This is a genomic window from Fusobacterium sp. JB019 (genome assembly GCA_030673965.1).
Taxonomy (GTDB): Bacteria; Fusobacteriota; Fusobacteriia; order Fusobacteriales; family Fusobacteriaceae; genus Fusobacterium_B.
The window spans coordinates 52,825-77,939 of sequence record JAUTCN010000004.1 but is presented as its reverse complement, the minus strand read 5'-3'; the positions used below and the strand labels follow the sequence as shown (position 1 = coordinate 77,939).

General features: G+C 27.3%; 24 protein-coding genes. 15 read left to right on the top strand and 9 right to left on the bottom strand.

Going from position 1 to position 25,115, the window contains the following annotated elements; genetic code table 11:
- Positions 1-9: 9 nt before the first annotated feature.
- From Q7K47_03915 to Q7K47_03900, 4 genes are all read left to right on the top strand, one after another.
- Positions 10-1,767 (top strand): carboxyl transferase domain-containing protein, encoded by a 1,758-nt coding sequence (locus Q7K47_03915; protein ID MDP0506357.1) that lies wholly within the window; start codon positions 10-12, stop codon positions 1,765-1,767.
- Between the two features lie 132 nt (positions 1,768-1,899).
- On the top strand, positions 1,900-2,700 hold the full coding sequence (gene hgdC / locus Q7K47_03910) for a (R)-2-hydroxyglutaryl-CoA dehydratase activase HgdC (protein ID MDP0506356.1): 801 nt from the start codon (positions 1,900-1,902) through the stop codon (positions 2,698-2,700).
- Positions 2,697-3,944, top strand: a complete 1,248-nt coding sequence (locus Q7K47_03905; protein ID MDP0506355.1) for a 2-hydroxyacyl-CoA dehydratase — start codon at positions 2,697-2,699, stop codon at positions 3,942-3,944. Before hgdC ends, Q7K47_03905 begins: the two co-directional genes overlap by 4 nt.
- Positions 3,944-5,074: a 2-hydroxyacyl-CoA dehydratase gene (locus Q7K47_03900; GenBank protein ID MDP0506354.1), complete on the top strand. Its 1,131-nt coding sequence runs from the start codon at positions 3,944-3,946 to the stop codon at positions 5,072-5,074. The genes Q7K47_03905 and Q7K47_03900 overlap by 1 nt, the downstream gene beginning before the upstream one ends.
- A gap of 51 nt (positions 5,075-5,125) precedes the next feature.
- Here the strand turns inward: Q7K47_03900 and Q7K47_03895 are convergent, their stop codons facing one another.
- The gene (locus tag Q7K47_03895) at positions 5,126-6,019 is read right to left on the bottom strand and encodes a fumarylacetoacetate hydrolase family protein (protein MDP0506353.1); all 894 of its coding nucleotides are present in this window, start codon (positions 6,017-6,019) and stop codon (positions 5,126-5,128) included.
- A 110-nt stretch (positions 6,020-6,129) separates the two neighbouring features.
- Between Q7K47_03895 and Q7K47_03890 the strand changes: the two genes are divergently transcribed.
- Positions 6,130-6,969 (top strand): WYL domain-containing protein, encoded by an 840-nt coding sequence (locus Q7K47_03890; protein ID MDP0506352.1) that lies wholly within the window; start codon positions 6,130-6,132, stop codon positions 6,967-6,969.
- A gap of 52 nt (positions 6,970-7,021) precedes the next feature.
- Here the strand turns inward: Q7K47_03890 and Q7K47_03885 are convergent, their stop codons facing one another.
- The 3 genes from Q7K47_03885 to Q7K47_03875 all read right to left on the bottom strand — a co-directional run bounded on the left by Q7K47_03885 (position 7,022) and on the right by Q7K47_03875 (position 11,186).
- On the bottom strand, positions 7,022-7,945 hold the full coding sequence (locus tag Q7K47_03885) for a sirohydrochlorin cobaltochelatase (protein MDP0506351.1): 924 nt from the start codon (positions 7,943-7,945) through the stop codon (positions 7,022-7,024).
- An 18-nt stretch (positions 7,946-7,963) separates the two neighbouring features.
- Entirely contained in the window at positions 7,964-8,950 is a 987-nt protein-coding gene (locus Q7K47_03880; GenBank protein MDP0506350.1) for a hypothetical protein, read from the bottom strand.
- An 82-nt stretch (positions 8,951-9,032) separates the two neighbouring features.
- Positions 9,033-11,186 carry a heavy metal translocating P-type ATPase gene (locus Q7K47_03875; GenBank protein MDP0506349.1) on the bottom strand — a complete coding sequence of 718 codons (2,154 nt, stop codon included), beginning with the start codon at positions 11,184-11,186 and terminating at the stop codon, positions 9,033-9,035.
- A gap of 141 nt (positions 11,187-11,327) precedes the next feature.
- On the opposite strand from Q7K47_03875, the gene hydE reads away from it, so the two are divergent.
- The 4 genes from hydE to Q7K47_03855 all read left to right on the top strand — a co-directional run bounded on the left by hydE (position 11,328) and on the right by Q7K47_03855 (position 15,242).
- Positions 11,328-12,431: a [FeFe] hydrogenase H-cluster radical SAM maturase HydE gene (gene hydE / locus Q7K47_03870; GenBank protein MDP0506348.1), complete on the top strand. Its 1,104-nt coding sequence runs from the start codon at positions 11,328-11,330 to the stop codon at positions 12,429-12,431.
- A 114-nt stretch (positions 12,432-12,545) separates the two neighbouring features.
- Positions 12,546-14,042, top strand: a complete 1,497-nt coding sequence (locus Q7K47_03865) for an alanine/glycine:cation symporter family protein (GenBank protein MDP0506347.1) — start codon at positions 12,546-12,548, stop codon at positions 14,040-14,042.
- A 100-nt stretch (positions 14,043-14,142) separates the two neighbouring features.
- Positions 14,143-14,682, top strand: coding sequence for a chromate transporter (locus tag Q7K47_03860; protein ID MDP0506346.1), 540 nt, complete (start codon positions 14,143-14,145; stop codon positions 14,680-14,682).
- Entirely contained in the window at positions 14,679-15,242 is a 564-nt protein-coding gene (locus tag Q7K47_03855; GenBank protein MDP0506345.1) for a chromate transporter, read from the top strand. Before Q7K47_03860 ends, Q7K47_03855 begins: the two co-directional genes overlap by 4 nt.
- A gap of 27 nt (positions 15,243-15,269) precedes the next feature.
- Here Q7K47_03855 and Q7K47_03850 read toward each other — a convergent pair whose 3' ends face one another.
- Positions 15,270-15,674 (bottom strand): C-GCAxxG-C-C family (seleno)protein, encoded by a 405-nt coding sequence (locus tag Q7K47_03850; protein MDP0506344.1) that lies wholly within the window; start codon positions 15,672-15,674, stop codon positions 15,270-15,272.
- 139 nt (positions 15,675-15,813) lie between these two features.
- On the opposite strand from Q7K47_03850, the gene Q7K47_03845 reads away from it, so the two are divergent.
- Entirely contained in the window at positions 15,814-16,209 is a 396-nt protein-coding gene (locus Q7K47_03845; protein MDP0506343.1) for a (deoxy)nucleoside triphosphate pyrophosphohydrolase, read from the top strand.
- 13 nt (positions 16,210-16,222) lie between these two features.
- Here Q7K47_03845 and Q7K47_03840 read toward each other — a convergent pair whose 3' ends face one another.
- The 4 genes from Q7K47_03840 to Q7K47_03825 form a co-directional block, all read right to left on the bottom strand.
- Positions 16,223-17,164 carry a hypothetical protein gene (locus Q7K47_03840; GenBank protein MDP0506342.1) on the bottom strand — a complete coding sequence of 314 codons (942 nt, stop codon included), beginning with the start codon at positions 17,162-17,164 and terminating at the stop codon, positions 16,223-16,225.
- A 20-nt stretch (positions 17,165-17,184) separates the two neighbouring features.
- Positions 17,185-17,757 carry a YdcF family protein gene (locus Q7K47_03835; protein MDP0506341.1) on the bottom strand — a complete coding sequence of 191 codons (573 nt, stop codon included), beginning with the start codon at positions 17,755-17,757 and terminating at the stop codon, positions 17,185-17,187.
- 200 nt (positions 17,758-17,957) lie between these two features.
- Positions 17,958-18,464, bottom strand: a complete 507-nt coding sequence (locus Q7K47_03830) for an HAD-IIIA family hydrolase (GenBank protein ID MDP0506340.1) — start codon at positions 18,462-18,464, stop codon at positions 17,958-17,960.
- A gap of 312 nt (positions 18,465-18,776) precedes the next feature.
- Complete coding sequence (locus Q7K47_03825; protein ID MDP0506339.1) at positions 18,777-21,131, bottom strand: aminotransferase class I/II-fold pyridoxal phosphate-dependent enzyme; 2,355 nt, start codon at positions 21,129-21,131, stop codon at positions 18,777-18,779.
- A gap of 176 nt (positions 21,132-21,307) precedes the next feature.
- Between Q7K47_03825 and Q7K47_03820 the strand changes: the two genes are divergently transcribed.
- The 5 genes from Q7K47_03820 (at position 21,308) to nhaC (ending at position 25,080) form a co-directional block, all read left to right on the top strand.
- Positions 21,308-21,913 (top strand): DJ-1/PfpI family protein, encoded by a 606-nt coding sequence (locus Q7K47_03820; GenBank protein MDP0506338.1) that lies wholly within the window; start codon positions 21,308-21,310, stop codon positions 21,911-21,913.
- A gap of 66 nt (positions 21,914-21,979) precedes the next feature.
- Positions 21,980-22,459 carry a peptidylprolyl isomerase gene (locus Q7K47_03815; protein MDP0506337.1) on the top strand — a complete coding sequence of 160 codons (480 nt, stop codon included), beginning with the start codon at positions 21,980-21,982 and terminating at the stop codon, positions 22,457-22,459.
- Between the two features lie 36 nt (positions 22,460-22,495).
- Complete coding sequence (gene rpiB, locus Q7K47_03810) at positions 22,496-22,924, top strand: ribose 5-phosphate isomerase B (GenBank protein ID MDP0506336.1); 429 nt, start codon at positions 22,496-22,498, stop codon at positions 22,922-22,924.
- A 25-nt stretch (positions 22,925-22,949) separates the two neighbouring features.
- Positions 22,950-23,291 carry a histidine triad nucleotide-binding protein gene (locus Q7K47_03805; GenBank protein ID MDP0506335.1) on the top strand — a complete coding sequence of 114 codons (342 nt, stop codon included), beginning with the start codon at positions 22,950-22,952 and terminating at the stop codon, positions 23,289-23,291.
- Positions 23,292-23,607: 316 nt separating this feature from the next.
- The gene (gene nhaC, locus Q7K47_03800) at positions 23,608-25,080 is read left to right on the top strand and encodes a Na+/H+ antiporter NhaC (protein MDP0506334.1); all 1,473 of its coding nucleotides are present in this window, start codon (positions 23,608-23,610) and stop codon (positions 25,078-25,080) included.
- The last annotated feature ends 35 nt before the right edge of the window (positions 25,081-25,115 follow it).

Below are 25,115 nucleotides of genomic sequence, written 5' to 3'. Positions count from 1 at the left end.
GAGGAAATAATGAAAAATTATTCAATGCCAAGATATTTTCAAAATATGCCTACAGTAGGAAAAGCTCTTTCTGCAGCAAATCAAGAAAATACAGAAGCTATAAAAAAAGTTGAAGAAGAAATCGCTGCAGCTGTAAAAGAAGCTCAAGATGCAGGACGTTCTACTGAATCTTTAAATCAAGCAGGACAAATGACAGCATTACAACGTATTAATGCTTTAGTAGATAAAGGAACTTGGTGTCCATTAAATAGTTTATTTAATCCAGAAGGAAATAAACATGGAACAGTAGGAATTGTAAAAGGACTAGGAAAAGTTGATGGAAGATGGGCTGTAATAGTTGCATCTGACAACAAAAAACTTGCTGGAGCTTGGATTAAAGGTCAAGCAGAAAGTTTATTAAGAGGTTCTGATACTGCTAAATTATTAAATATTCCTTTAATCTATATCTTAAACTGTAGTGGTGTTAAGTTTGATGAGCAAGATAAAGTTTATCCAAATAGACGTGGTGGAGGAACTCCATTCTTTAGAAATGCTGAATTACAACAATTAGGAATTCCTGTAATTGTAGGAATCTATGGAACAAATCCAGCAGGTGGAGGATATCATAGTATCAGTCCTACTGTATTAATTGCTCATAGAAATGCTAACATGGCAGTTGGAGGAGCAGGAATATTAGGTGGAATGAATCCAAAAGGATATGTTGACATGGAATCTGCTGAACAAATGGCAGATATGGTAAACAATTCTAAAAAACAATTACCACCAGGATCAGTTTCAGTTCATTTTAATGAAACTGGATTCATGAGAGAAGTATATCAAGAGGAATTAGGAGTAATCGAAGGAATTAAAAAATATTTAGGAATGTTACCTGCATATAATTTAGATTTCTTTAGAGTTGATGACCCTAAAATGCCTCAATTTGATTCTGAAGACTTATATACTATAGTTCCTATGAATCAAAAGAAAACTTACGATATTTATCAAGTAATCGGTCGTTTATTTGATAATAGTGAATTTTCTGAATATAAAAAAGGATATGGACCAGAAGTTGTTACTGGTATAGCTAAAGTAAACGGATTATTAGTAGGGGTTGTTGCTAATGCTCAAGGATTACTTATGAAATATCCTGAATACAAAGAAAACGCAATAGGAATTGGAGGTAAATTATACCGTCAAGGACTTGTAAAAATGAATGAATTTGTAACTTTATGTGGTAGAGATCGTCTTCCAATAGTTTGGTTACAAGATACAACAGGAATAGATGTTGGAGATGAAGCTGAAAAAGCTGAATTATTAGGATTAGGTCAATCTTTAATATATTCAATTGAAAATTCTAAAGTGCCTCAATTTGAAGTAACTATAAGAAAAGCATCTGCAGCAGCTCACTATGTTCTTGGAGGACCTCAAGGAAATAATACAAATGTATTTACTGTAGGAACTGCAGCATCTGAAGTATATGTAATGAACGGAGAAACTGCAGCATCTGCAATGTACTCAAGAAGATTAGGAAAAGACAAAAAAGCAGGTAAAGATTTACAACCTACAATAGATAAAATGAATAAATTAATAGAGAAATTTACAGCTGAATCAAGACCTCAATCTTGTACAGCAGCAGGAATGATAGATGAGATTATAGATATGAAATCTATTCGTGGATATGTTGAAGCTTTTGCTGAAGCAGCTTATCAAAATCCAAAATCAATATGTGCATTCCATCAAATGCTATTACCAAGAGCAATACGTGAATTTCAAACTTTTAAAAAATAGTTAGAAATTATAAATAATAATAGTTGAGATTATCTCTTTTCTCTTTTGAGGAAAGAGATAATCTTACATTAGTTTATATAACTATAAAGTTATGGAAAATAATAATGTTTAAAATTTGAATTGGAGGTAGTAATGAGCGCTATATATACAATGGGAATTGATATAGGCTCTACAGCATCAAAAAGTGTAATACTAAAAGATGGGAAAGAAATCGTTAGTAAAGCAGTTATTGATGTGGGGGCAGGAACTAGTGGTCCAAAAAGAGTTATAGAAGAAGTAACAAAAGAAGCTGGACTTTCTAGGGAGGAAATTAGTTTTATTTTAGCAACAGGGTATGGTCGTAATTCTTTATTAGAATGGGCAGATCATCAAATGAGTGAACTAAGTTGTCACGCAAAAGGTGCTAATTATTTATTTCCAAACGTAAGAACAGTGATAGATATTGGTGGTCAAGATGCTAAGGTATTAAAAGTTGGTCCAAATGGAGTTCTAAGTAATTTTGTAATGAATGACAAATGTGCAGCAGGGACAGGAAGATTTCTAGATGTAATGGCAAAAATCTTAGAAGTTAAAGTTAGTGAACTAGAAGGATTGTCAGCACAATCTACAGAAGATGTAAGCATAAGTTCAACTTGTACTGTTTTTGCAGAATCAGAAGTTATTTCTCAACTAGCAAAAGGGGTTCATAAGAATGATATAATTAAGGGTATTCATCGTTCAGTTGCAGGAAGAGTTGGAGGACTAGCTAAAAGAGTCGGAATAGAAGATGATTTAGTAATGACAGGTGGAGTAGCGTTAAATGGTGGAGTTGTAAAAGCTATGGAAGAAGCTTTAAATCATGAAATAAAAACATCTCCATTGACACAATACGCAGGAGCAATTGGAGCAGCATTATTTGCATATAAAAAATACGAAGGAGTGAATAAAAAATGAGTGAAGCAATAAATAAACCAGCTGAAGAAAAAAAGGCTGCAAAATATGTACTTAGAGAAGTAGTTGAAAGAGAAGTTTATCAAGCAGCATGGGATGCTAAAAAAAGAGGAGAACCAGTAGGATGGTCATCTTCTAAATTCCCTTCTGAAATAACAGAAGCATTAGGATTAAACTTAGTTTATCCTGAAAACCAAGCAGCAGCAATTGGAGCAAAACATGGTGGAGAAAGAATGTGTGAACATGCAGAAGCTATGGGATTTGACAATGATATCTGTGCTTATGCAAGAATAAACCTAGCTTACGCTGCAGGACATGAAGCAGAAGAAAAACCAATGCCACAACCAGATTTTGTATTATGTTGTAATAATATTTGTAACTGTATGACAAAATGGTATGAAAACTTAGCAAGAATGCATAATATTCCACTAATCATGATTGACGTTCCTTATGCAAATACAAAAGAACCAGATCAAAATAAAATAGATTACATCCGTGGACAATTTGACGATGCTATCAAACAACTAGAAAAAATAGCTGGTCGTAAAATGGATATGGAAAAATTTGAAGAAGCTTGTTCTAATGCGAATAGAGCAGCAAAAGCATGGTTAAAAGTATGTAGTTACTTACAATATACTCCAGCACCATTTGCAGGATTCGACTTATTCAATCACATGGCAGATATAGTTACAGCTCGTGCTAAAAAAGCAACAGCATTAGCTTTTGAACAATTAGCAGATGAATTAGAAGAAAATGTAAAAACAGGAAAATCAACATGGAAATATGATGAAAATCATAGAATCATGTTTGAAGGAATTCCTTGTTGGCCACAATTAGGAAAATTATTCAAGCCATTAAAAGAAAGAGGAATAAACACAACAGCAGTAGTTTATGCTCCAGCATTTGGATTTGAATATAATAATATGGACGAATTAATGGCAGCATATTGTAAAGCTCCAAACTCAGTTTGTATAGAAAAAGGTGTAGAGTGGAGAGAAACAATTTGTAAAGAAAACAATGTTGATGGTATCTTAGTACACTATAACAGAAGTTGTAAACCATGGAGTGGTTATATGCCAGAAATGGAAAGAAGATTCCGTAAAGATTTAGGTGTAGCAGTTGCAGGATTTGATGGAGACCAAGCGGATCCAAGAAACTTCTCAGAAGAGCAATATAATACTCGTGTAGAAGGATTATTTGAAGTAATGCAAGCAAACAAAGCTGCAAAAGAGGGAGGAAACAAGTAATGACTAGAGTAGAAGAGTTAATAAAAGAATTAAAAGAAATTGCATATAATCCAAAAAAACAATTAGCTAAATATACAGAGCAAGGTAAAAAAGTAATAGGATGTTTCCCATATTATGTTCCAGAAGAAATAGTTTATGCAGCAGATATGGTACCAATGGGAGTATGGGGAAAACATGGAACACCAAATAAAGCAAAAGAATATTTCCCATCATTCTATTGTACAATAGCACAAATGGGATTAGAAATGGGATTAGATGGAACTTTAGATGGATTATCAGGAGTAATTTTAAGTTCAATGTGTGATACATTACGTCCATTTACTCAAAATTTCCGTGTAGCAGTACCTCAATTACCATTCATGTTTTTAGCGCATCCACAAAGCAGAAAACCAGAATACGGAATAAAATATACAATGACTGAATATAATAGAATAAAAGGTCAATTAGAAGAAATAGCAGGAAAAGAAATAACAGATGAAAAAATGTATAATGCATTTAAAGTATACAATGAAAGTAGAGCAGCAAGAAGAGAATTCATAGAACTAGCAGGAAAGCATTCAGATGTAATTTCAGCAGTTTCAAGATCAGCTGTATTAAAAAGTGCGTTCTTCATGTTAAAAGATGAGCATACAGTATTAGTAAAAGAATTAAATGAAGAATTAAAGAAAATGGAAGAAGTATCACCTAAAGGAGCAAAAGTATTTACTTCAGGAATAATAATGGATAATCCAAAATTATTACAATTATTTGATGAATATGGATTAGTAATAGTTGGTGACGATGTAGCTCAAGAAACAAGAGCAATAAGAGTAGATGTATCAATGGACGAAAAAGATCCAGTAAGAGCATTAGCAGAGCAATTTGCAAACCAAGATAATGATACAATCTTATATGACCCAACAATATTTACAAGACCATTATACATAGCAGAGCAAGCTAAAAAAGCAGGAGCTGACGGTGTAATAATAGGAATGATGCAATTCTGCGATCCAGAAGAAATAGAATATCCATCATTAAGAAAAGCTTTAGATGAAGCAGAAATGCCACATGTAAAATTCGGTTATGATCAACAAATGGTAGACTTTGGTCAAGCAAGAACTTCTTTACAAGCATTTGCAGAAAACTTCTAAAAAATAAAACAATAATTAAAAATAAAAATGGAACTGTAAAGTTCCATTTTTTTATTTAACAAAATTTGTGAGATTACCAATTTTTTCAATAATGCATTCAATTTTATCACCAGAGTGCATATATTTTGGAGGAGTAAATCCTACTCCAACCCCAGAGCATGTTCCTGTTGCTATAATATCTCCAGGTTCAAGAGTGATTCCTTGAGAAAGTTCTACAATCATTTTATTTATAGGTGTGATCATATTTTTAGTATTTGATTTTTGCCGAAGTTCTCCGTTTAAATAACTAGAAATATTAATTTCAAAAGGCAGAGGTAAAGAAGATTTATGAATAATAAATGGCCCTAAACTAGTAAATGAATCTAAGCTTTTACCAAGATACCATTGTCTGTATTTTCCTTGAAGATTTCTAGAAGAAATATCATTTAAAATAGTGTACCCAAAAATATAATTTTCTACTTCATTTTCTTTGATTTGATATCCTTTTTTTCCAATAATTACAGCTAGTTCTACTTCATAGTCTAATGAGTCATTAATATCAGAATGAGATATAATTTTATCATTAGGACCAAGTATATAAGTAGCTCTTTTAGAAAAATATATTGTATTTTTTTTGTTATGAGATATGTCTTTTTTTATTTCTTTTAAGTGATCCATATAATTAAAGCCAGCACAAATAATATCATGTTTTGTTTGTTTGAATGGAGATAGAAGATTTACATTTTTAATTGAAAAGATATTATAATTTTCTAAATTATTTAAAATATTAATATTATTTAAAAGAGATATATTATCTTCAGTAATATTTTCAATTAATTCTAAAGTTGAATTAAAATTAAAACAGGAATTAATAGATTTCAATTCAATAATAAATTTTTCACATTTAGATAAAATACCTAAAGTTTCTTTTTGTGAATTTTTAGGAATAAATTTTACAAATTTCATAACTAGCTCCTTTTTTAAAAGTGATTATAATAAATATATTATACACTAAAAAATATAAATTATGTTATAATAAAGGAAATAATATATTATTTTTTTAAAAGGTGGTCAAAATGAAAAAGATAAGAGTTACAGTTCCAGAAGATATTTGGCGTATGATGAAAAATGATATTGAAGAATTTGGAATAAATAATAATAAGTTATGTAATTATATTTTAGATAAATTAAAATATAAAAAAGAAATAGATATAGAAAAAGAGTTAGAAACTCAAGGGAGACCTTTAAAAAAGATTGTTCAATTCGATTTAAATGTTTCAAATAAAAGAATTTATTATGATATTTTGAAAGAAAATAACGTTGAAATAGAAGCTGAATTTTTTAGAGAATTATTTGAAAGATATTGTTCTAAATTCAAATATATTAGGGAACTTTTTGTTTTTGAAGATAAAGTTAAAATAATATTAGAAGCAATAAGAAATAAGAAAAAAATAAAAATAAAATATAATAATAAAATAGAAACAGTGGAGCCTTATTTTTTGAAAAGAGAAGAACAAGGAGATGAAAATTTTCTATTTTGTTTTGTAGATGATGATAAAACCTATCATAATTATAAATTGAAAGATTTAGAAGTTATTTCAATTTTAGAAGAAAAAATAAAGGGAAAAAATAAAAAATATATAGAAAGTGTTAGAAAAAAGTTTGATCCTTTTTTAGGAAATGGAAATTTTGTAAAAGTTAGGCTTTCTAATGAAGGAAAAAAATTATTAAAAGGGTTAACAAATTATAGGCCAAGATTAGTAAGTAAAAAAAATGATGTATATTTATTTGAGTCTTCTAATGAAAATGCAAAGTTATATTTTAGACAATTTCTAAAAGAAGCTATTATATTAGAACCTTTGGATTTAAGAGAGGAAATGAAACAAGATTTTTTAGAAGCTTTGAAAAATTATTAAAAAAAGATTGTATTTTTTTAATACAATCTTTTTTAGTTTTAAAATAAATAAATTAATTATCTTTTTGTTTACTGTAGAAAAGTTTTTTGGAAATCATATCTTCTTCTTTATGTGTTGTCATAAATTTAGCATTTTCAATCATTAAATTTCTAATTTCTTTAACTTCTCCTAGTCCTTTAATTCTATTTTCTACAATAAAACCATTTCTTTCAAGAGTTTCTTTCCAATCCACAGCAATATCATTATTAGCATGATCTCCTGCAACAAACATAAATGGAGTAAGAATAACTTTTTTTACATGATCTTTCTTTAAATTTTTGATAACATTTTCAATAGTAGGGTAACCTTCAATAGTTCCTACATAGAAAGGAAGTTCAAGATCTTTTGCAACATAATCTACACAAGCATAAGTAGAGTTAGCAGAATCATGTGTTCCGTGTCCAACTAAAACAACTGCTTCATTTTTATCTAATTCTCCAATATCATTTCTTAATATTGTTAAAACTTTTTTATAATTTTCTGATTTTGAAAGAAGAGGATGCCCAATTCTAATTTCTTTAAATTTATCTTTATACATTTCAACTTGTTTTTCAAGAGTTTTAAATTCAATTCCAGGAATAATATTACTAGATTGAACAATTAAATGAGTGTATCCTTCACTGATAAGTTTATCAAGAGCTTCTGCAGGATTATCTTTTTTAATTCCTCTAGTTTTGAGTCTTCTCATAATGATTCTAGATGTATAAGCTTCCTCCACTTTAAAATCTTTAAAATTATTTTTTATATCACTGTTAAGAGCATCAATAGTTTTAGCTCTAGTATCATCAAAAGTTGTACCGAAATGAACAACAAGTACTGAAGCTTTATCATTTTTAGTCATATTTTCTTTTAAATCAGATTTTACAAATCCTCCTTCACCATTAGCTAAACATGTTAAAGATGCTGTTAAGAATAAACTGATTAACATTTTTTTCATAAATTACCGTCCTTTTATTTAGTTATTAAAATTTATTATAAATAATTCAATAGAAGAGAAGCCTTCTGTTAAGCCAGATTTAAAATTAAATTCAGCTTCTAAACATTCATTTAATTTTTTTTCTAAAAAATTAAATTCAAAAAGTTTTAAATATTGAAATTTAAGAAATAAAGGATAAGGATGCATATAACGATTTTTATTTTTAAATATTTCTTTTATTGTAGGATAAATTTTATTTTTAAATAAATTAAAATTTATATTAGAGCTAATAATTCCTCGTTCTTCTAAATTTTTTAATTTCATTAAGATTGTTATTTCTTCTGAAATTATATTCAAAAAAAGCATATAATTTTTTGTGCTTTTTAAATTTAAAATTAAATTTTTATGTTTCTTTTTATATATTAATTCTTGGCATAATAGATTTAAATTAAATTCTTTATTTATTGATAAAATAGGAATAGCTTTTTCTAAATTAAAAGGATTTCTATTGAAAAAATTATTGACTTTATTGATTTCATTTTTTAATTTAATAAAGTCTTCTCCAATCATTTCTAAAAATTTTTCAGCATCATAATCAGAACAATTAAGTTTTTCTTTGATATAGAATAAGAGTGATTTTTTTTCATCAGCTTTTCTAGCAGAAACTAATTTACAAATTTTTTCAGCAGACTTTAAAATTGTTTTAGAGACCTCATTTTGAACTGTGCCAAAATCATTAAAAAATTCATTATACATTAAAATTACAATCTTTTTAGAATAATTAAATTCTTTTAATCCTTTAAAAAATTTAGATAGATTTTTAATTTTATCTAAATTTTTAATAACAATAAGTTCCAGAGGTATAAACATATTATTAGATGATAACGCTTGGAAAATAAATTCCATATCATCTTGAGATGCATCAAAAATTTTCTCTGGGAAATTATGATGTTCTTTCCGTAATTTATTAATTAAAACTTCATATTTAAGTTGTAAGGGAATATCTCCATATAAAAAATAAATCAAAATTATAACCTCCTAAAAAAAATTCCTGCATTAGGCAGGAATTTATATATATTCTGAACTAATATATGTATTATATCATAAATTATAACTTTTTTATCTTTAATATTCTAGAAGCATTTAAAACTGCAATTAGTGAAACTCCAACATCAGCAAATATTGCCATCCATATGTTGGCTAACCCCATAATCCCAAGAAGCATTACAATAAATTTGACTCCTAAAGAAAATGTAATATTTTGAATAACGATTTTTTTATTTATTTTAACTATCTTTAATAACTCAATAATTTTAGAAGGCTCATCGTTAATTAATACAATATCAGCAGATTCTACAGCAATATCACTTCCAATTCCTCCCATAGCAATACCAATATCAGCTAAATTTAAAGAAGGAGCATCATTTATACCATCACCAACAAAAATAGTACCCTTACTTTTATCTTTTATTTTTGTTAAAATAGAAACTTTATTTTCAGGTAAAAGATTGGTAAAAATATTTTCTTTCTTAAAGCCTATTTTAGAACCAACTTTTTCTCCAATATTTTTATTATCTCCAGTTAAAAGATATGAAGAAATATCGATATCTTTTAAAAAATTAATTGTTTTTGTAGCATCTTCTTTTATTTCATCTGAAAATTTAATTATTCCAATTAAATTATTATTTTTAGCAATAAAAACATTAGAGTTATTTTCCAATAAATTTATATGATTATAATTTATATTAAAAGTATCCATTAATTTTTTATTTCCAACTAGAATAGAATCGTTTTTATAGGTGCAAGAGATTCCTTTTCCAGAAATTTCTTTGTAATTATTTATATTGTTTTCATTTATTTTAAAAGTATTATAATTAAGTATTGATTTAGCTAGAGGATGATTAGAGTAAATTTCTCCAGCTTTAGCAATTTCTAAAACTTCATTTTTAGAAGAATTTATATGGATAATCTCATCTATTTTAAAAGTTCCTTTAGTAAGAGTTCCAGTTTTATCAAAAATAATAGAATCAATTTTGTTTAATCTTTCTAAATAATTAGCACCTTTTACTAAAATCCCTCTTTTAGAACATAGACCAATACTACTAAAAAAAGTTAAAGGGACAGATAACACAAGTGCACAAGGGCAAGATATAACTAGAAAAATCAAAGCTTTTTTAAACCAAAGTTGAAAATCTCCTAGAAATAATGGGATTATTAAAGCAATAAAAACTGCTGAAGAAACTACAATAGGTGTATAATATTTAGCAAATTTAGTTATAAATTTATCAATTTCAGATTTTTTAGAATTAGATTCTTCAACCATTTTAATAATTTTACTAATTGCAGAATTTTTATATTCTCTTAAAACCTTAATTTCTAGAATTTCTTCAAGATTAATATTTCCGCTTAAAACTTCTGTTCCTATCTGGACAGAAATAGGTAAGGATTCTCCAGTTAATGCAGCACTATTAAGACTAGAACTACCTTTAATAATTATTCCATCTACAGGAATACTTTCTCCAACTTTAACAATTATAATATCATCTTTTTTTAGTGCTTCAGGTCTAACTTTTTTAGTTTCTCCTGATATGTCTTTTAAATTTGCAGTGATATTTTTTAGTTTTAAAAGAGATTCTATAGATTTCTTAGAATTTCCTACTGCTTTTTCTTGAAAATATTCTCCAATCTTATAAAAAATCATAACACCAATAGCTTCAGTATACTCTCCTATAGAAATAGCTCCAATAGTAGCTAGAGACATTAAGAAATTTTCGTCTAAAAAATTTTTATTTTTTAAATTTAGAATAGATTTCCATAGTATGTCATATCCAACTAAAAAGTATATAATAATTAAAATTAATTTTTTATATACACTAAAAGGGAAAAATAAAGATAAAACTAAACTTATTGTAGCTATTACTAAGATTAAATTATTAATTTTATGCTTGTCATAAGAATAATTTTTAAAATTAGAGCCTTTATTATGCGTGTCAGAGCACTTACATTCTTCAGGATAATTACAATTAGTTTCTTCAGAATTATTAGAGGTAAAACTAACACCATATTCTATTTTATTTGCTATCAAATTAATTTCTTTCAGTAAATCTTTTATGTTTACATTTTTATCAACTGTTAATGTTATTTTTTTTATATAGAAATTTAAATAACATTTTTCAACATCAGGTAACTTTGCGATAGCAGTTTCAATTTTATGACCGCAATGAGCGCAATTTAAATTGTTTATATTTAATTCTAAATTCATAAATCAACCTCCATTTTTGTTAGGGTATACCCCTATATGTATAGAGTTTAACATATAGATATTTTTTTTTCAAATAAATTTATAAAAAGATTAAAAAATGTTATGATGTAACTATTATAGTTTTAGTTTAAGGAGGGAAAAATGATAGAAGATATATTAAATAAGAATCAATTAGAAAAAGAAGATTTATTAAAATTGATGTTGATAGATAATAGGGAAGATTTAGATAAACTTTTTAAGAAAGCTTACGAAATAAAGTTAAAGCATAGAGGGAATAAAGTTTTCTATCGAGGTCTAATTGAATGCAGTAATATTTGTATAAAAAATTGTAAGTATTGTGGAATAAGAAAAGATAATAAAAAAGTTGAAAGATTTTCCTTAACTAAGGAAGATATTATTGAATCGGCTAAATTAATTTATAAAAATGGTTATGCTTCTATGGCCATTCAAGCTGGAGAAAGAATAGATAAAGAGCATATTAATTTTATAGAAGATATAATTAAAAGAATTCAGAATCTTTCTGAACTAGATATGGGGATAACTCTTTCTTTAGGGGAGCAAAATTATGAAACTTATAAAAAATGGTTTAATGCAGGAGCAAGTAGATATCTTTTAAGAATAGAAACAACAAATAAAGAATTATTTAAAAAGATACATTATGATGACAACTTACATTCTTATGAAAAAAGATTAAAAGCTTTAAAGGATTTAAAAAAAGCAGGATATCAAGTAGGAAGTGGTGTTATGATTGGAATTCCAGGTCAAACTCCAGAAGATTTAGTAAATGATATTTTATTTTTTAAAGAAATAGATTTAGATATGATAGGAATGGGACCATATATATTACATGAGGATACCCCTATGGGTAAAGAGTTTAAAAATGATATTATTTCTGAAGAAAGAAGATTGGAGTTATCTTTAAAAATGATAGCAATTTGTAGAATTTTTCTTAAGGATATAAACATTGCTGCAACAACAGCGTTACAAGTTTTAGATGAAAAAGGGAGAGAAAAAGGTATAAAAGCAGGGGCCAATGTAATAATGCCAAATACAACAAAAATAGAAGCTAGAAAGAATTATAATTTATATGACGGAAAGCCAGGAGTTAAAGACAATTCAAAAGAAGTTAAATATTCACTTGAAAAAAATTTAAAAGAAATGGGAGAAGAGGTGGGTTATTTTCAAAAAGGAGATTCACCTCACTACTTTGAAAGATTACAAAAAAAATTAAACAAAAAAAGTTAAACATCTTCCTTGACTTTGTGAGGGGCTCTAGTGTATACTTTCTTTATATATAAAAAAAACATTAAAAATTAAAAATTAAAAATGTTTAAAAAAAATTGAAAAGGTGGAAGCTTAATGGGAGAAAATATAGTAGCAAAGGTGTTTATTAATATAATAGATGCTTTGAATAAATTTTTATGGGGAGATATGGTAGTTTTAACTCTAGGAGATGTAAAAATAGGGTTGAGTGTAATAGTTTTATTGTTATTACCATCTGGAATATATTTTACTTTAAAAACTAGATTTTTACCATTTAGATTATTTCCTCAAATGTTAAAAGTTGTAACAGAACCTAAAAAGACAAAAGATTCTAAAAGTATTTCAGGTCTTCAAGCTTTAATCGTTGCTACAGCCACAAGAGTAGGAATGGGAAATTTAGCAGGAGTTGCAGCAGCAATAACTTTTGGTGGAGCAGGAGCAGTATTTTGGATGTGGATAGTAGCTTTACTTGGTTCAGCAACAGCTTTTATAGAGTCAACATTAGCACAAATATATAAAGAAAAAGACCCATTATATGGTGGCTTTAGAGGAGGACCAGCTTACTATATAAAGAGAATGACATTAACTACAAAGTTAGAAAAAAATGACATCAATAAAACAGAAATAAATGAAGAAAATAAATTATTTACAAATAGTGGAGAAATATTTAGAAAGGCTTCAGGTTTTAAAATAATAGCAGTTTTGTTTGCAGTATCAGCTTTAATTTGTTGGGGAGGGATAAGCCAAATAGTTGCAAATTCAGTTTCTCAATCATTTGATAATGCATTTGGGATTTCTCCTTTGTACACAACTATGTTATTAGTTATGTTATCTACAATTGTTATATTTAAAAAAGAAGCTGTAGTTAATATTTTAGATAAAATAGTTCCTATTATGGCAGGATTATATTTATTAATAACAATTTTTATTTTATTGAAGAATATAGCATTCATTCCAAATATGTTCAAAGAGATAGTTAGCCAAGCTTTGGGATTTAAGCAAGTAGTTGCAGGAGGATTTGGAGCAGTTTTAATGAACGGAGTTAAAAGAGGATTATTTTCTAATGAAGCAGGATCAGGATCAGCTCCTTGTGCAGCAGCAGCAGCTGACATTGATCATCCAGCTAAACAAGGTTTAATACAATCGTTAGGAGTTTTTATAGACACTTTGTTTATTTGTAGTTGTTCAGCATTCATAATTTTATTAGTTCCTAGTGAAAAAATGCAAGGGCTTATGGGTATGGATTTATTGCAAGAAGCCATGAGATATCATATAGGAGAAATAGGAGTTGTATTTATAGCTATAATTTTATTTTTATTTAGTTTTAGTACATTTTTAGGATTAACATTTTATGCTAGAGGAAATATAGCTTTTTTGTTTGGAGATAACTGGAAATCACAAAATATTTATAGAGTATTTATGATTGTAATGTTATTTTTCGGGGGAATAGCTCAGTATACTTGGGTTTGGAATTTAGGAGATTTAGGAGTTGCCTTAATGACAGTATTTAATATTATGGCTATTTTACCTTTATCTTCTCAAGCAATAGATAGTTTAAAAGATTATGAAGGTAAATTTTTAAAAAAAAATTAATATAAAAAGAAAGTTATAGATTATAACTTTCTTTTTTATTTTGTAAATATATCTAATTAAGGTATAATAGTTATTATATAACAATTATAGGAGAATATTAATGACTAAAAATAAACATTTATACTTTAAATTGTTTTTATCAACTTTTTATTTAAGCGCTTTTACATTTGGAGGAGGTTATGTAATAGTTCCTTTAATGAAAAAAAAGTTTGTAGATGATTTAGGATGGGTAGAAGAAAAGGAAATGCTAGATTTAATTGCTATTGGACAATCTTCACCAGGGGCAATAGCAGTAAATACTTCAATTTTAATAGGATATAGAGTAGCAGGGTTAAGAGGAGCATTTGTTACTATTTCAGGAACTGTATTACCACCACTAATAATAATAACAATAGTTTCTATGTTTTATTCTGCTTTTAGAGATAATAAAGTAGTTAATGCAATTTTAAAAGGAATGCAAGCAGGGGTTGCTGTAGTAATTTTTGATGTGGTATCTACTATGACTCTAACTATTTTAAAAAGCAAAAAAATATTTATGATAATTTTAATGATAATTGCATTTTTAGCAGCTTATTATTTTAGAGTAAATGTAGCATTGATAATAATAATTGCAATGATAATTGGGGTGATAAGGAAATGATGTATATTAAAATATTTTTAAGTTTTGTTCAAATAGGTTTATTTAGTATAGGTGGAGGTTACGCAGCTTTACCCTTAATAGAACAGATTTTAGTAAATCAAAATCATTGGATTACCATGAATCAATTTACAGATTTAATAACTATAGCTTCTATGACTCCAGGTCCAATTGCAATTAATGCATCGACATTTGTAGGAACAAAATTAGGAGGAATTCCAGGAGCAGTAGTTGCTACAGCAGGATGTGTAACTCCTTCTTGTATTATAGTAATAACATTGGCTCACTTTTATTATAAATATAAAAATTTAGAGAGTGTAAAGAAGATTTTAGAAACTTTAAGACCAGTAGTTGTTGCTTTGATAGGAACAGCAGGAGCGGCTATAATAACAGTTGCATTCTGGGGAACCAAGAGAATAGGAGCTTTAAAAGATATAAATATTATAGCTATTTGGATATTTTTATTCTGTTATATAATACTTAAAAAATTTAAAAAAAGCCCAATAACAGTAATAATTCTTTCAGGAATAATAGGAATTTTTGTGTACGGTGGGATAATATAAAAGCCTTCTTTAAAAGAAGGCTTTTTTTTATCTAATACTAAGAAAATTTTTATTTTTTGAAACAAAGTTTTCAAAAACATCTGCTGCAAGTTCAACAGTTTTTAAACAATGGAATTTTTCTGTTCTATATTTTTCTTTTAATTCTAAACAAATACTGGTATTTAAATGAATTTCAAAATCATTTATAAGTTCAGCAGACAAAGTATGCATAGTTTCTTTATCAACTTTAAAAAGCTTTCCTAGTGCAGCTATTCCTCCAGTTAAAGCTCCACAGATTCTTTCACATCCAAGACCTCCTCCAAAAGCAGTTAAAAATTCATAATCATCTTTTTTAAGATTTAGATGATAATATTCATTGACAGCAAGTAAAATAGATTCAGCACAGTTATAATTTTGTTCGTGATAATATTTTTTAGCAATATTTTTTAGCATAAAAAGTCCTCCTAGTTTTTAATCAATATAATATTATACTATAAAATAATTTTTTTTATCAAATAAAATATATTTTATTTGATAAAGGAAATAAAGTGTTATAAAATAAAAATAAAAAAATATTAATGGAGAGATGATTATGGAAAAAATAATAAAAGTAGTTGGAGCTATAATAGAAAATGAAGAAGGTCAAATTTTATGTACTCTAAGGCCTACCAAAAAGATACTAGGAAACTACTGGGAATTTCCTGGAGGGAAGGTAGAAGAAGGAGAAACAGCTTATGAAGCAATTAAAAGAGAAATAAAAGAAGAGTTAGAGGCAGAAATAGAACCTTATGAAATAGTTGGCAATGTATTTCATAAATATGAAAGAGGAGTTATTAACTTAATTGGAATAAGATGTAAATTAATTTCTAAACATTTTAAGTTATTAGAACATGATTCTCATATTTGGTTAAATAAGAAAAATTTGAATTCTTTAGTTTGGGCTCCTGCAGATATAGAATTAATAAATAAATTAAAAAAAGAAGATTAATTAATCTTCTTTTTTATATTTTGAAATAAAAAGCAGTTAATATGAATAAGACTATACTTAAAAGAGTATATAAAATAGTTGCATTGCTAATTAATTCCTCTTCTTTGTCATTTCCAGCTACTCCTAGAAAAACAGTTAAAGAATACACTGGAGGTAAAATGAATAAGGTAGTATAAGAAACATTTAATAACCAAGTTGGTTCAAAAAAATTATCAATTACAAAAATTTTAAAAATAATTCCAGAAATAATAATACAAGTAAAACGAGAAAGAATTAATCTTAAAGTTTCTTTAGAATTTTTTAAAGAAATTTTAGAAGAATATCCGATACTAATTAAAATAAGAGGTGTTGCTAAAGAGCCTATATAGTTTATAGCTGAAAAGATGCCATTTATAAAATAATTAGTTTCTATTAATTTGTTAAATCCTAATTGGTTAAAGAAAAGTCCAAGTCCAATAGAAATTATTAGAGGAGATTTAAAAAACCCTTTACAATAAGAAATAGAAAATTTATGCTTATATAATTTCATATTAACTAAAGAATAGTATATAAACCAAATAAAGAATTCGTGTCCTAAACCAATAATAGAAAAAAGCCCTAAATTTTCTTCTCCGTACATGATAGAAAATAATGGAATCCCAATAAGACCAAATGCAAAACCACTGCTGAAGAAAGGGGACATTTCAGAAGAGGTAAATTTTAATTTATAGATTAAAACTCCTAGACTGTACATAAAAACTAATAAACATATTATTATTAAAGATAGTTTTAAAAATTTTAAATCAAATTTCATTGTAAAAAAAGCTTTGAAAAGAACAGCGGGTAAAGAAATATTAACAACTAATTTCTTTAAATCGGTCATTCCTGTAATAGTTAAATAATTTTTTTTCCGAATTAAAATTCCAATAGTAAACAAAGTTATTATTGGAAATATTTTGCTAATTATTTGTAGCATATGAACTCCTTATTATGATATTAATATCTGATATAGTAATAAATTCTTCCAATATATTCATGTGAAATAATATTTAAATAAGATAAATTTTTAAAATCAGGAATATAATTAAGTATTTTTTGATTAGATAAACTTCCTAAGTATCCAGCATTAGCAGGATAAAAAATAAGAGATTTATCTTTGAAAATAGCCATTGATCTAGGCATATGATAAGCTGAAGTTATTAAAGTACCAGATTTTATATTTTTAGAATGCATAATTTCTTTTATATATTTAGAATTTTCAGCAGTAGTTTTACTTTTTTCTTCTATGAAAATATTTTCTTTATCAATACCAGAATTAATAAGAATATCTTTATAAATAGAACTTTCACTTTTTTTATTATTTAAAGAAATTCCTCCAAAAATATAAATTGGTTTAGGATTTTCATTATAAAGTTCTATAGTTTTAAGAATTCGAGGATAAGCATATGTTGTGGGAGTAGATCCTATTTCAGTATTGGTAAAAATACCTCCCCCAAGTAAAATATAAATTTCAGAATCTTTAATATTTTTTTCAGATAGTTTTGAGAAATTATTTTCTAAACTATGCATAATAGGGCTAATAAAGAAATTACAAGAGCAGCAATATATACCTAAACTTAATAAAATTAACAGAAATCCACTTTTATTTTTTTTGTTATAGATATTAAAAATACCAATAAGTAATAATATTAAAAGGATAGGTAAAGGTGAAAAAATAAATAAATAAATAAATATTTTTTATAAATTCAAACATTAATTGAGCCTCCTTATTATTGTTCTGTTGAAGAAAAATTATTAATTATATCATTCCAAAGATTTTGTTTTTTTAATAAAAACTCTAAAAATTCTCTTACGGCTCCATTGCCTCCATTTTTTTTAGAAATAAAGTTAGATATTTCGATTATTTCTTTTACAGCATCTTTAGGACAGGCTGAAAGTTCACAGAGTTTCATAACTTTTAAATCAATTAAATCATCTCCCATGTATGCAGTTTCTTTAAAAGAAAAATTATATTTTTTTAAAATTTCATTTAAATCTTTTACTTTATCTCTACTTCCTTGAATAATATCAGTTATACCTAATTCTTTAGAGCGTTTTTCTACAATATTAGATGTTTTTCCAGTTATGATAGCTACTTTTAATCCTTGTTTTATAGCTTGAGAAATGGCTAATCCATCTTTTACATCAAAACTCTTCATTTCATTTCCTAAGTTATCAATATACAATTTTCCATCGGTAAGTGTTCCGTCTACATCTAAAACAATTAATTTAATCATAAATCCTCCTATTATTTTTAATTATCATTATAATCTTATCATAAATAAAATTTATATTCTAATAAAAATAGTTAAAAATAAAAAAAAATGGGAAGGGGCAACTTTCCATTTTTTTTTATTTATAACTATAAGGTTAAGGAAACTAGATGGGAAATTAGGAATTTTCTTCCATCTAATATATTTGAATTCTATCAGAAAAGAAAATAAAAGTAAAATAGTAAAAAATAATAGAGCTATAAGAAAAACTTATAGCTCTAGATAACTATTTTTTATAGTGATTTACGTTCTGTTTTTAAACTAGTTGTATTTGTTTTAATATATAGGGTTTAGAATATAATCTGTAAAATCTTTAACAAGGTGTGCTGTTTTGTTATTCTTATCATATGTTGGATTATACTCAACAATGTCTACAGAAGTTATAAAATAATTTTTAAATAAAAACTTAAAAGTTTTGTAAACATCATCTTCATCTAAACCATTTTTAACAGGAGTACTTACTCCAGGAGCACAATTAGGATTGATAGAATCGATATCTAAACTTATATGGATATCTTCAATATCTAAATAATCATTGATTTCTTCTAAGACATTGTCCATTCCTTTTCTTATAATATCATCATAATGAATAACTTTAACTCCAAGTTCTTTTATAACGTCATATTCTCTAACATCAATATCTCTAGCTCCAATTATAACAACATTTTTAGGATTAATTTTTCTTCCTTTGAAGAAGCAATCAACCATATCTGGATCTCCAGCTCCTTGAAGTAAAGCTAAAGGCATTCCATGAATATTACCAGTTAGTGTAGTTTCATCAGTGTTCATATCTGCATGGGCATCAATCCAAACTACTCCTAAATTTTTATTAGTTTTAGCAACTCCAGAGATACTTCCTAAAGAAATGGAATGGTCTCCTCCTATGATAATAGGTCTATAACCATCTACAATAGCTTCATCTACTGCTTTTGCAAGCTTTTCACATGTATGTAAAATTGTATTTTTATATTTTAAATTAGGAGTGTTGAAGTTTTCCCTTTGTTTATTCACTTCTATTATTTCAATTTCATCAAAAGTATCAGGATAAGTTTCAACTAATACATCAATACCAAATTCTATACCAGATTTGTCAGCTCCTAAATTTAAAGGAACTCCAAACAACTTATTTTTCATTTTTTCAGTATAAATATACATAGCATCTTCTTCTTCGATAATTTTAATAGTATTTAAATCGGAATCGTCCATTCCTTGAAGTTGAGTTTTAGTTTCTTTTAGCTCATAAACATAATCTATAATTTCTTTACTAATTCTTTCTCCAGGTGTAATAATTGGAATTCCAGGTGGATAAGCCATTATCATCTCTGCACAAATTTTATCTTCACTTTCATCAAAAGGAATAACATTTGTATCACTATAGAAAGCTTCTCTTGGTATTAAGACTTGTTCTGGTACTGAAGGAATTCTAACTGATTTAATAGGTTTAACATCTTTAGTATCAAAGAATCGAGCACTAATATCTTTAAGTGCATCTATTAATTTTGTAACACTTTCTTTAGAATCTCCTAGAGTTATAAGACCAAGAACATTATAGAAATCAGAAAGTTCCATTTGAATATTATATTCTTCAATTAGGATTCTTTCTAATTCAAATCCAGTTATTCCCATTTCTTTTACTGAAATACTTAATTTTGTTGGATCAAAAGCAAAAACTCCTTCTCTTCCAACAATTTCTTCTCCAAAAGAATAAACTCCAGGGATTTTATTAAGCTCAGATCTAGTGAAGTTAGCAAGCTCAATGGCTTTAGATATAAGTTCTCTTCCCTTTGTGGCAATTTGTCTTCTAGCACAATCAAGTGATGCCATAAGAGGATAAGAAGGAGAAGTTGTATGTAATAAACTCAATATTTGTTGAATTCTATTAGGGTTAACTCTTGTAGAGTTTACATGTAATAGGGACATTTGAGTCATAGCTCCAATTATTTTATGAGTGCTTTGGCAGCAAATATCTGCTCCAGCATCAACAGCCGAGATAGGTAAATCTTCATGAAAATGAAGATGAGGTCCGTGAGCTTCATCCACAATTAAAGGAAGATCGAAGCTGTGAACAATATCAGCAATTTTTTTAATATCAGTAGCAACTCCATAATAAGTAGGATTTATGATTAAAACTGCTTTTACATCAGGATGTTGTTCTAACATTTTTTCAACTGTATGAGGTTTTACTCCATGAGCAATCCCTAAATTATTGTCAATTTCAGGGTTCATATAAATAGGAATAGCTCCAGATAGGATAATTCCAGCTGAAACTGATTTATGAACATTTCTAGGAACTAATATTTTTTCTCCTGATTTTACAACAGAAAGAATCATAGCCTGAATGGCTCCAGAAGTACCATTAACAGCAAAAAAACTTTGGTTTACTCCATAAGCATCTGCAGCTAATTCTTGAGCTTTTTTTATGTGACTTGTAGGATGATGAAGTCCATCAACCATTTTAAAAATAGTAACATCTATTTTTAAAGGATTTCTCCCTATAAATTCAAGAAATTCTTCATCCATTCCATTTCCTTGTTTGTGTCCAGGAACATGAAAGGGAGTTACATTTTTTTTTGCATAAACATCTTTTAAAACTGTGAATAATGGTGTTAAATTTTGGTCTAATTTAGCCATTCAAACCTCCTTAATATTTTCTTTATATTATACAACAAATTAAAAAAATTGTCGTTTAATTTTAAATATATGATATAATCAAACAAGATATTGTATTTGACTTTTTGAATTAAGTCAATAATTTTTTTATTTTTTTCATTAAAATGAAAATAGTGTCTCAAAAGGGGAATAATAATATGAAAAAGATATTGCTATTAATTTCAAATGGAAGTGAAATTTTAGAAATCGCTCCTTTCATAGATGTTTTTGGTTGGAGTAATATAATTTCTAAAAAATATGAAAAGATAGAAGTTGTTACAGCCTCTTTTAGTGAGAAAAATTTAACAAGAATATCTTTTAATAAATTAAGATTGGTTTCAGATATAAATTTAAATATAGAAAAAATAAATGTGGAAGATTATTGTGCAATTATAATACCTGGTGGATTTGGAAAGTTTAGATATTTTGATGATTTTTTAAAAGAAAGCATAAAAAAACTTATCTACGATTTTTTTCAGTCAGAAAAAATAATAGTAGGGGTATGTACAGGAGCTATTGCTTTAGGAAAAATAGGAATACTAAGAGAGAAAAAGGCGACAACCTATTTAAGAGAAAATAAAAGATATTTTAATCAATTAGAAACTTATGGAGCAAAAGGAATTTACAAGGAGATAGTTGAAGATGGAAATATAATAACTTCTTCAAATCCTAAAACTGCTATAGAATTAGCTTTTTTATTGTTAGAAAAATTAACCTCAATAGATAATAGAAAACTTATAGAAATAGAGATGGGGATAAAATAAAGGATGAAATTTAAATAAATATATGGTACTCTTAAACTATAGAATATTAATTAGTGAGGTGATATTGTGAAAATAGAAGAAGGAAGAGTAGTAACTTTAGAATTTAAAGTTTATGATAACAAGAGTAATGAATTATTAGAAGATACTAAGGAAGTGGGACCTTATTTTTTCATTCAAGGTTTTGGAAACTTTGTTTTAAAAGTAGAAGAGGCTTTAGAAGGTCAAGAAGCGGGATTTAAAGACAAAATAATATTAACACCAGAAGAAGGATATGGGCAAAGAGATGAAGAAATGGTAGTTGAAATGGATAGAGATCAATTTATAGAATTTGAAGATCTTTATGTAGGACTTGATTTTATAGCTGATTTAGAAGATGGTGGAGAACAATCATTTATAATTAAAGAAATTTTAGAAGATAAAATTATAGCTGATGGAAATCATCCTTTTGCAGGAAAAGAAGTTAGATTTGAAGTAGAAGTAAAAGGTGTTAGAGAAGCTACAGAAAAAGAAGTAGAGGCTGGGGAGCCATTATTTGAAGGTTTTTAATAAAAATTAAAAAATATAAATACTGAGGAGAGAAAAATGAAAATAGCATTAGGTTGTGACCATGGTGGTTACCAATTAAAAGAACAAGTGAAAGAACATTTAGAAAAAAAAGGATATGAAGTTTTAGATTTAGGATGTAATTCTACTGATTCAGTTGATTATCCTGTTTATGGTAAGGCTGTAGGAGAAGCAGTTGTTGACCAAAAAGCAAAATTTGGAATAGTTATTTGCGGAACAGGGATAGGAATTTCAATAGCAGCAAACAAAGTAAAAGGTGTTAGAGCTGGACTTTGTATGAATACTACAATGGCTAGACTTACAAGAGAACATAATAATGCTAATGTTTTAGCTTTTGGAGCTAGAATGGTTGGAGATGTTCTTGCTTTAGAAATAGTTGATACTTTTTTAAATACAGAATTTCAAGGTGGAAGACATTTAAGAAGAGTTTCAATGATAGAAGATTAATTAACAATTGATGGAGGATTTTAAAATGGCAACTATATTTACAAAAATAATAAATAGAGAAATACCAGCAACAATAGTTTTTGAAAATGATAAAGTATTAGCTTTTAAGGATATTAATCCTCAAGCTCCAGTACATATTTTAGTTGTGCCTAAAAAAGAAATACCAACAATAAATGATATAAAAGAAGAGGATAAGGAATTAATTGGAGAAATGTATATGGTGATAGCTAAAATAGCTAAAGATTTAGGTATAGCTGAAGAAGGATACAGAGTTATAACTAATTGCAATGAATACGGTGGCCAAGAGGTATTTCATATTCATTTTCATCTTTTAGGTGGAAAAAAATTAAATACAAAAATAGTTTAAAAAACTATTGACATATTTTCAATTTATTATATAATAAATTGAAAATAAAAATAGCAAATAATTCGCTTAGTTTTATTTATAATTGTTTTAAAATTATATTTAAGAAGAAAGCGGGGGACCCATTCTAATCGGATCTAGGATCCGTAGCTAACCTCGTCTAAATATTGACAGGGAGATTTGGGATCCAATGGGAAAGTGGTTAACATCATTGGTTTTAGAATCAATGATGTTTTTTTATTGTTAAAATTTAAAAAAAATAGGGGTGATAATTAAAATTTTAATCTTTATGATTAGGATTTAATAGCTAGGAGGAAAAATGAAAAAAAATGATTGTGACGTGAGAAATACTGGAAAAATTAAAGAAACAAAATTTGTACATGCAATGATACCGCTTATATTTTTAGTAGGATCTCTTGCTTATACCTTAAAATTTACAGGAGCAGATCCACATATTCCGATAATGTTATCTGGAATGTTAGCAGCTTGTATAGCAATGTTTTCACTTAAGTATGATTGGGATGAAATATTAGAGGGTATATTGGAAACTATAAAGTCTTCAATGGAAGCAGCTATTATTTTATTAATAATTGGTATGGTTGTAGGAAGTTGGATTATTTCTGGTGTTGTTCCCACAATGATTTTTTATGGACTTAAAATAATGTCTCCTAGTATATTTTTACCAGCAACATTATTACTTTCATTTGTAGTGGCAATAGCAACTGGAAGTTCATGGAGTACAGCTGCAACAATAGGAATAGCCTTAATGGGAGTTGGAGCTGGGTTAGGAATTCCTCCTCAAATAACTGCAGGAGCAATAATTTCAGGAGCATATATGGGGGATAAATTGTCTCCTCTTTCAGATACAACTAACTTAGCACCAGCCATGGCAGGTTCGAAATTATTTGAACATATAAAATATATGCTTTATACTACAATTCCTAGTTTTATAATAACTATTATATTATTTACAATAATAGGGAATAAATATTCAAATTCTCAAATTAATATAGAGGTTTTAAATTCTATATTAAATACTTTGAATACTGAGTTTGTGATTACTCCAATATTGTTTATAGTTCCAGTGATAACAATAGGATTAGTAATAAAAAAGATACCAGCAATTCCAGGATTAGTTTGTGGAAGTTTGATAGGTGGAATAGCAGCAATTTTTATCCAAGGAGTTAAAGTTAAAGATTTTGTAACTTCTCTTCAAATTGGTTATATTTCTAATTCAGGAAATAAAATTGTAGATTCTCTGCTTACTCGTGGAGGTATGAATAGTATGATGTGGACAGTATCTTTAATTATTTGTGCTCTTTTTTTTGGAGGAGTCATGGAAAAAACAGGGATGCTTTCAGCAATAGCCAATAAAATATTAGAACTAGCAAACTCAACAGGAAGCTTAATTCTTTCTACATTACTTACAGCATTAGCAGCTAATGCATTAGCTTCAGAACAATATTTATCAATTGTAATAACAGGAAGAATTTTTAAAGATGCATATAAAAAAAGAAATTTACATCCTGTAACTTTATCTAGAGTTCTAGAAGATTCAGGGACAATGACTTCTCCTCTTATTCCATGGAACAGTTGTGGAGCTTATATGATTGCAACACTAGGAATAGCTCCTTGGGTATATGTACCTTATTGTTTTTTAAATTTAATAAATCCAATAATTTCAGCTATTTATGGTTATACAGGATTAACAATAAAATATATAGATGAATCAAAAGTAAAAAAAGGAAGAATAAAAAATATAGTAACAACAATTTTAAGTTTTTCTAAATAAAAAAAAAGACCTGAGAAGGTCTTTTTTTTTATGAT

What these genes read in the sequence shown, in the direction of transcription:
- Q7K47_03915 (MDP0506357.1), top strand. Translation starts at nt 10, where the DNA reads ATGAAAAATTATTCAATGCCAAGATATTTTCAAAATATGCCTACAGTA.
- hgdC (MDP0506356.1), top strand. Translation starts at nt 1,900, where the DNA reads ATGAGCGCTATATATACAATGGGAATTGATATAGGCTCTACAGCATCA.
- Q7K47_03905 (MDP0506355.1), top strand. Translation starts at nt 2,697, where the DNA reads ATGAGTGAAGCAATAAATAAACCAGCTGAAGAAAAAAAGGCTGCAAAA.
- Q7K47_03900 (MDP0506354.1), top strand. Translation starts at nt 3,944, where the DNA reads ATGACTAGAGTAGAAGAGTTAATAAAAGAATTAAAAGAAATTGCATAT.
- Q7K47_03895 (MDP0506353.1), bottom strand. Translation starts at nt 6,019, where the DNA reads ATGAAATTTGTAAAATTTATTCCTAAAAATTCACAAAAAGAAACTTTA.
- Q7K47_03890 (MDP0506352.1), top strand. Translation starts at nt 6,130, where the DNA reads ATGAAAAAGATAAGAGTTACAGTTCCAGAAGATATTTGGCGTATGATG.
- Q7K47_03885 (MDP0506351.1), bottom strand. Translation starts at nt 7,945, where the DNA reads ATGAAAAAAATGTTAATCAGTTTATTCTTAACAGCATCTTTAACATGT.
- Q7K47_03875 (MDP0506349.1), bottom strand. Translation starts at nt 11,186, where the DNA reads ATGAATTTAGAATTAAATATAAACAATTTAAATTGCGCTCATTGCGGT.
- hydE (MDP0506348.1), top strand. Translation starts at nt 11,328, where the DNA reads ATGATAGAAGATATATTAAATAAGAATCAATTAGAAAAAGAAGATTTA.
- Q7K47_03865 (MDP0506347.1), top strand. Translation starts at nt 12,546, where the DNA reads ATGGGAGAAAATATAGTAGCAAAGGTGTTTATTAATATAATAGATGCT.
- Q7K47_03860 (MDP0506346.1), top strand. Translation starts at nt 14,143, where the DNA reads ATGACTAAAAATAAACATTTATACTTTAAATTGTTTTTATCAACTTTT.
- Q7K47_03855 (MDP0506345.1), top strand. Translation starts at nt 14,679, where the DNA reads ATGATGTATATTAAAATATTTTTAAGTTTTGTTCAAATAGGTTTATTT.
- Q7K47_03850 (MDP0506344.1), bottom strand. Translation starts at nt 15,674, where the DNA reads ATGCTAAAAAATATTGCTAAAAAATATTATCACGAACAAAATTATAAC.
- Q7K47_03845 (MDP0506343.1), top strand. Translation starts at nt 15,814, where the DNA reads ATGGAAAAAATAATAAAAGTAGTTGGAGCTATAATAGAAAATGAAGAA.
- Q7K47_03840 (MDP0506342.1), bottom strand. Translation starts at nt 17,164, where the DNA reads ATGCTACAAATAATTAGCAAAATATTTCCAATAATAACTTTGTTTACT.
- Q7K47_03835 (MDP0506341.1), bottom strand. Translation starts at nt 17,757, where the DNA reads ATGCATAGTTTAGAAAATAATTTCTCAAAACTATCTGAAAAAAATATT.
- Q7K47_03830 (MDP0506340.1), bottom strand. Translation starts at nt 18,464, where the DNA reads ATGATTAAATTAATTGTTTTAGATGTAGACGGAACACTTACCGATGGA.
- Q7K47_03825 (MDP0506339.1), bottom strand. Translation starts at nt 21,131, where the DNA reads ATGGCTAAATTAGACCAAAATTTAACACCATTATTCACAGTTTTAAAA.
- Q7K47_03820 (MDP0506338.1), top strand. Translation starts at nt 21,308, where the DNA reads ATGAAAAAGATATTGCTATTAATTTCAAATGGAAGTGAAATTTTAGAA.
- rpiB (MDP0506336.1), top strand. Translation starts at nt 22,496, where the DNA reads ATGAAAATAGCATTAGGTTGTGACCATGGTGGTTACCAATTAAAAGAA.
- Q7K47_03805 (MDP0506335.1), top strand. Translation starts at nt 22,950, where the DNA reads ATGGCAACTATATTTACAAAAATAATAAATAGAGAAATACCAGCAACA.
- nhaC (MDP0506334.1), top strand. Translation starts at nt 23,608, where the DNA reads ATGAAAAAAAATGATTGTGACGTGAGAAATACTGGAAAAATTAAAGAA.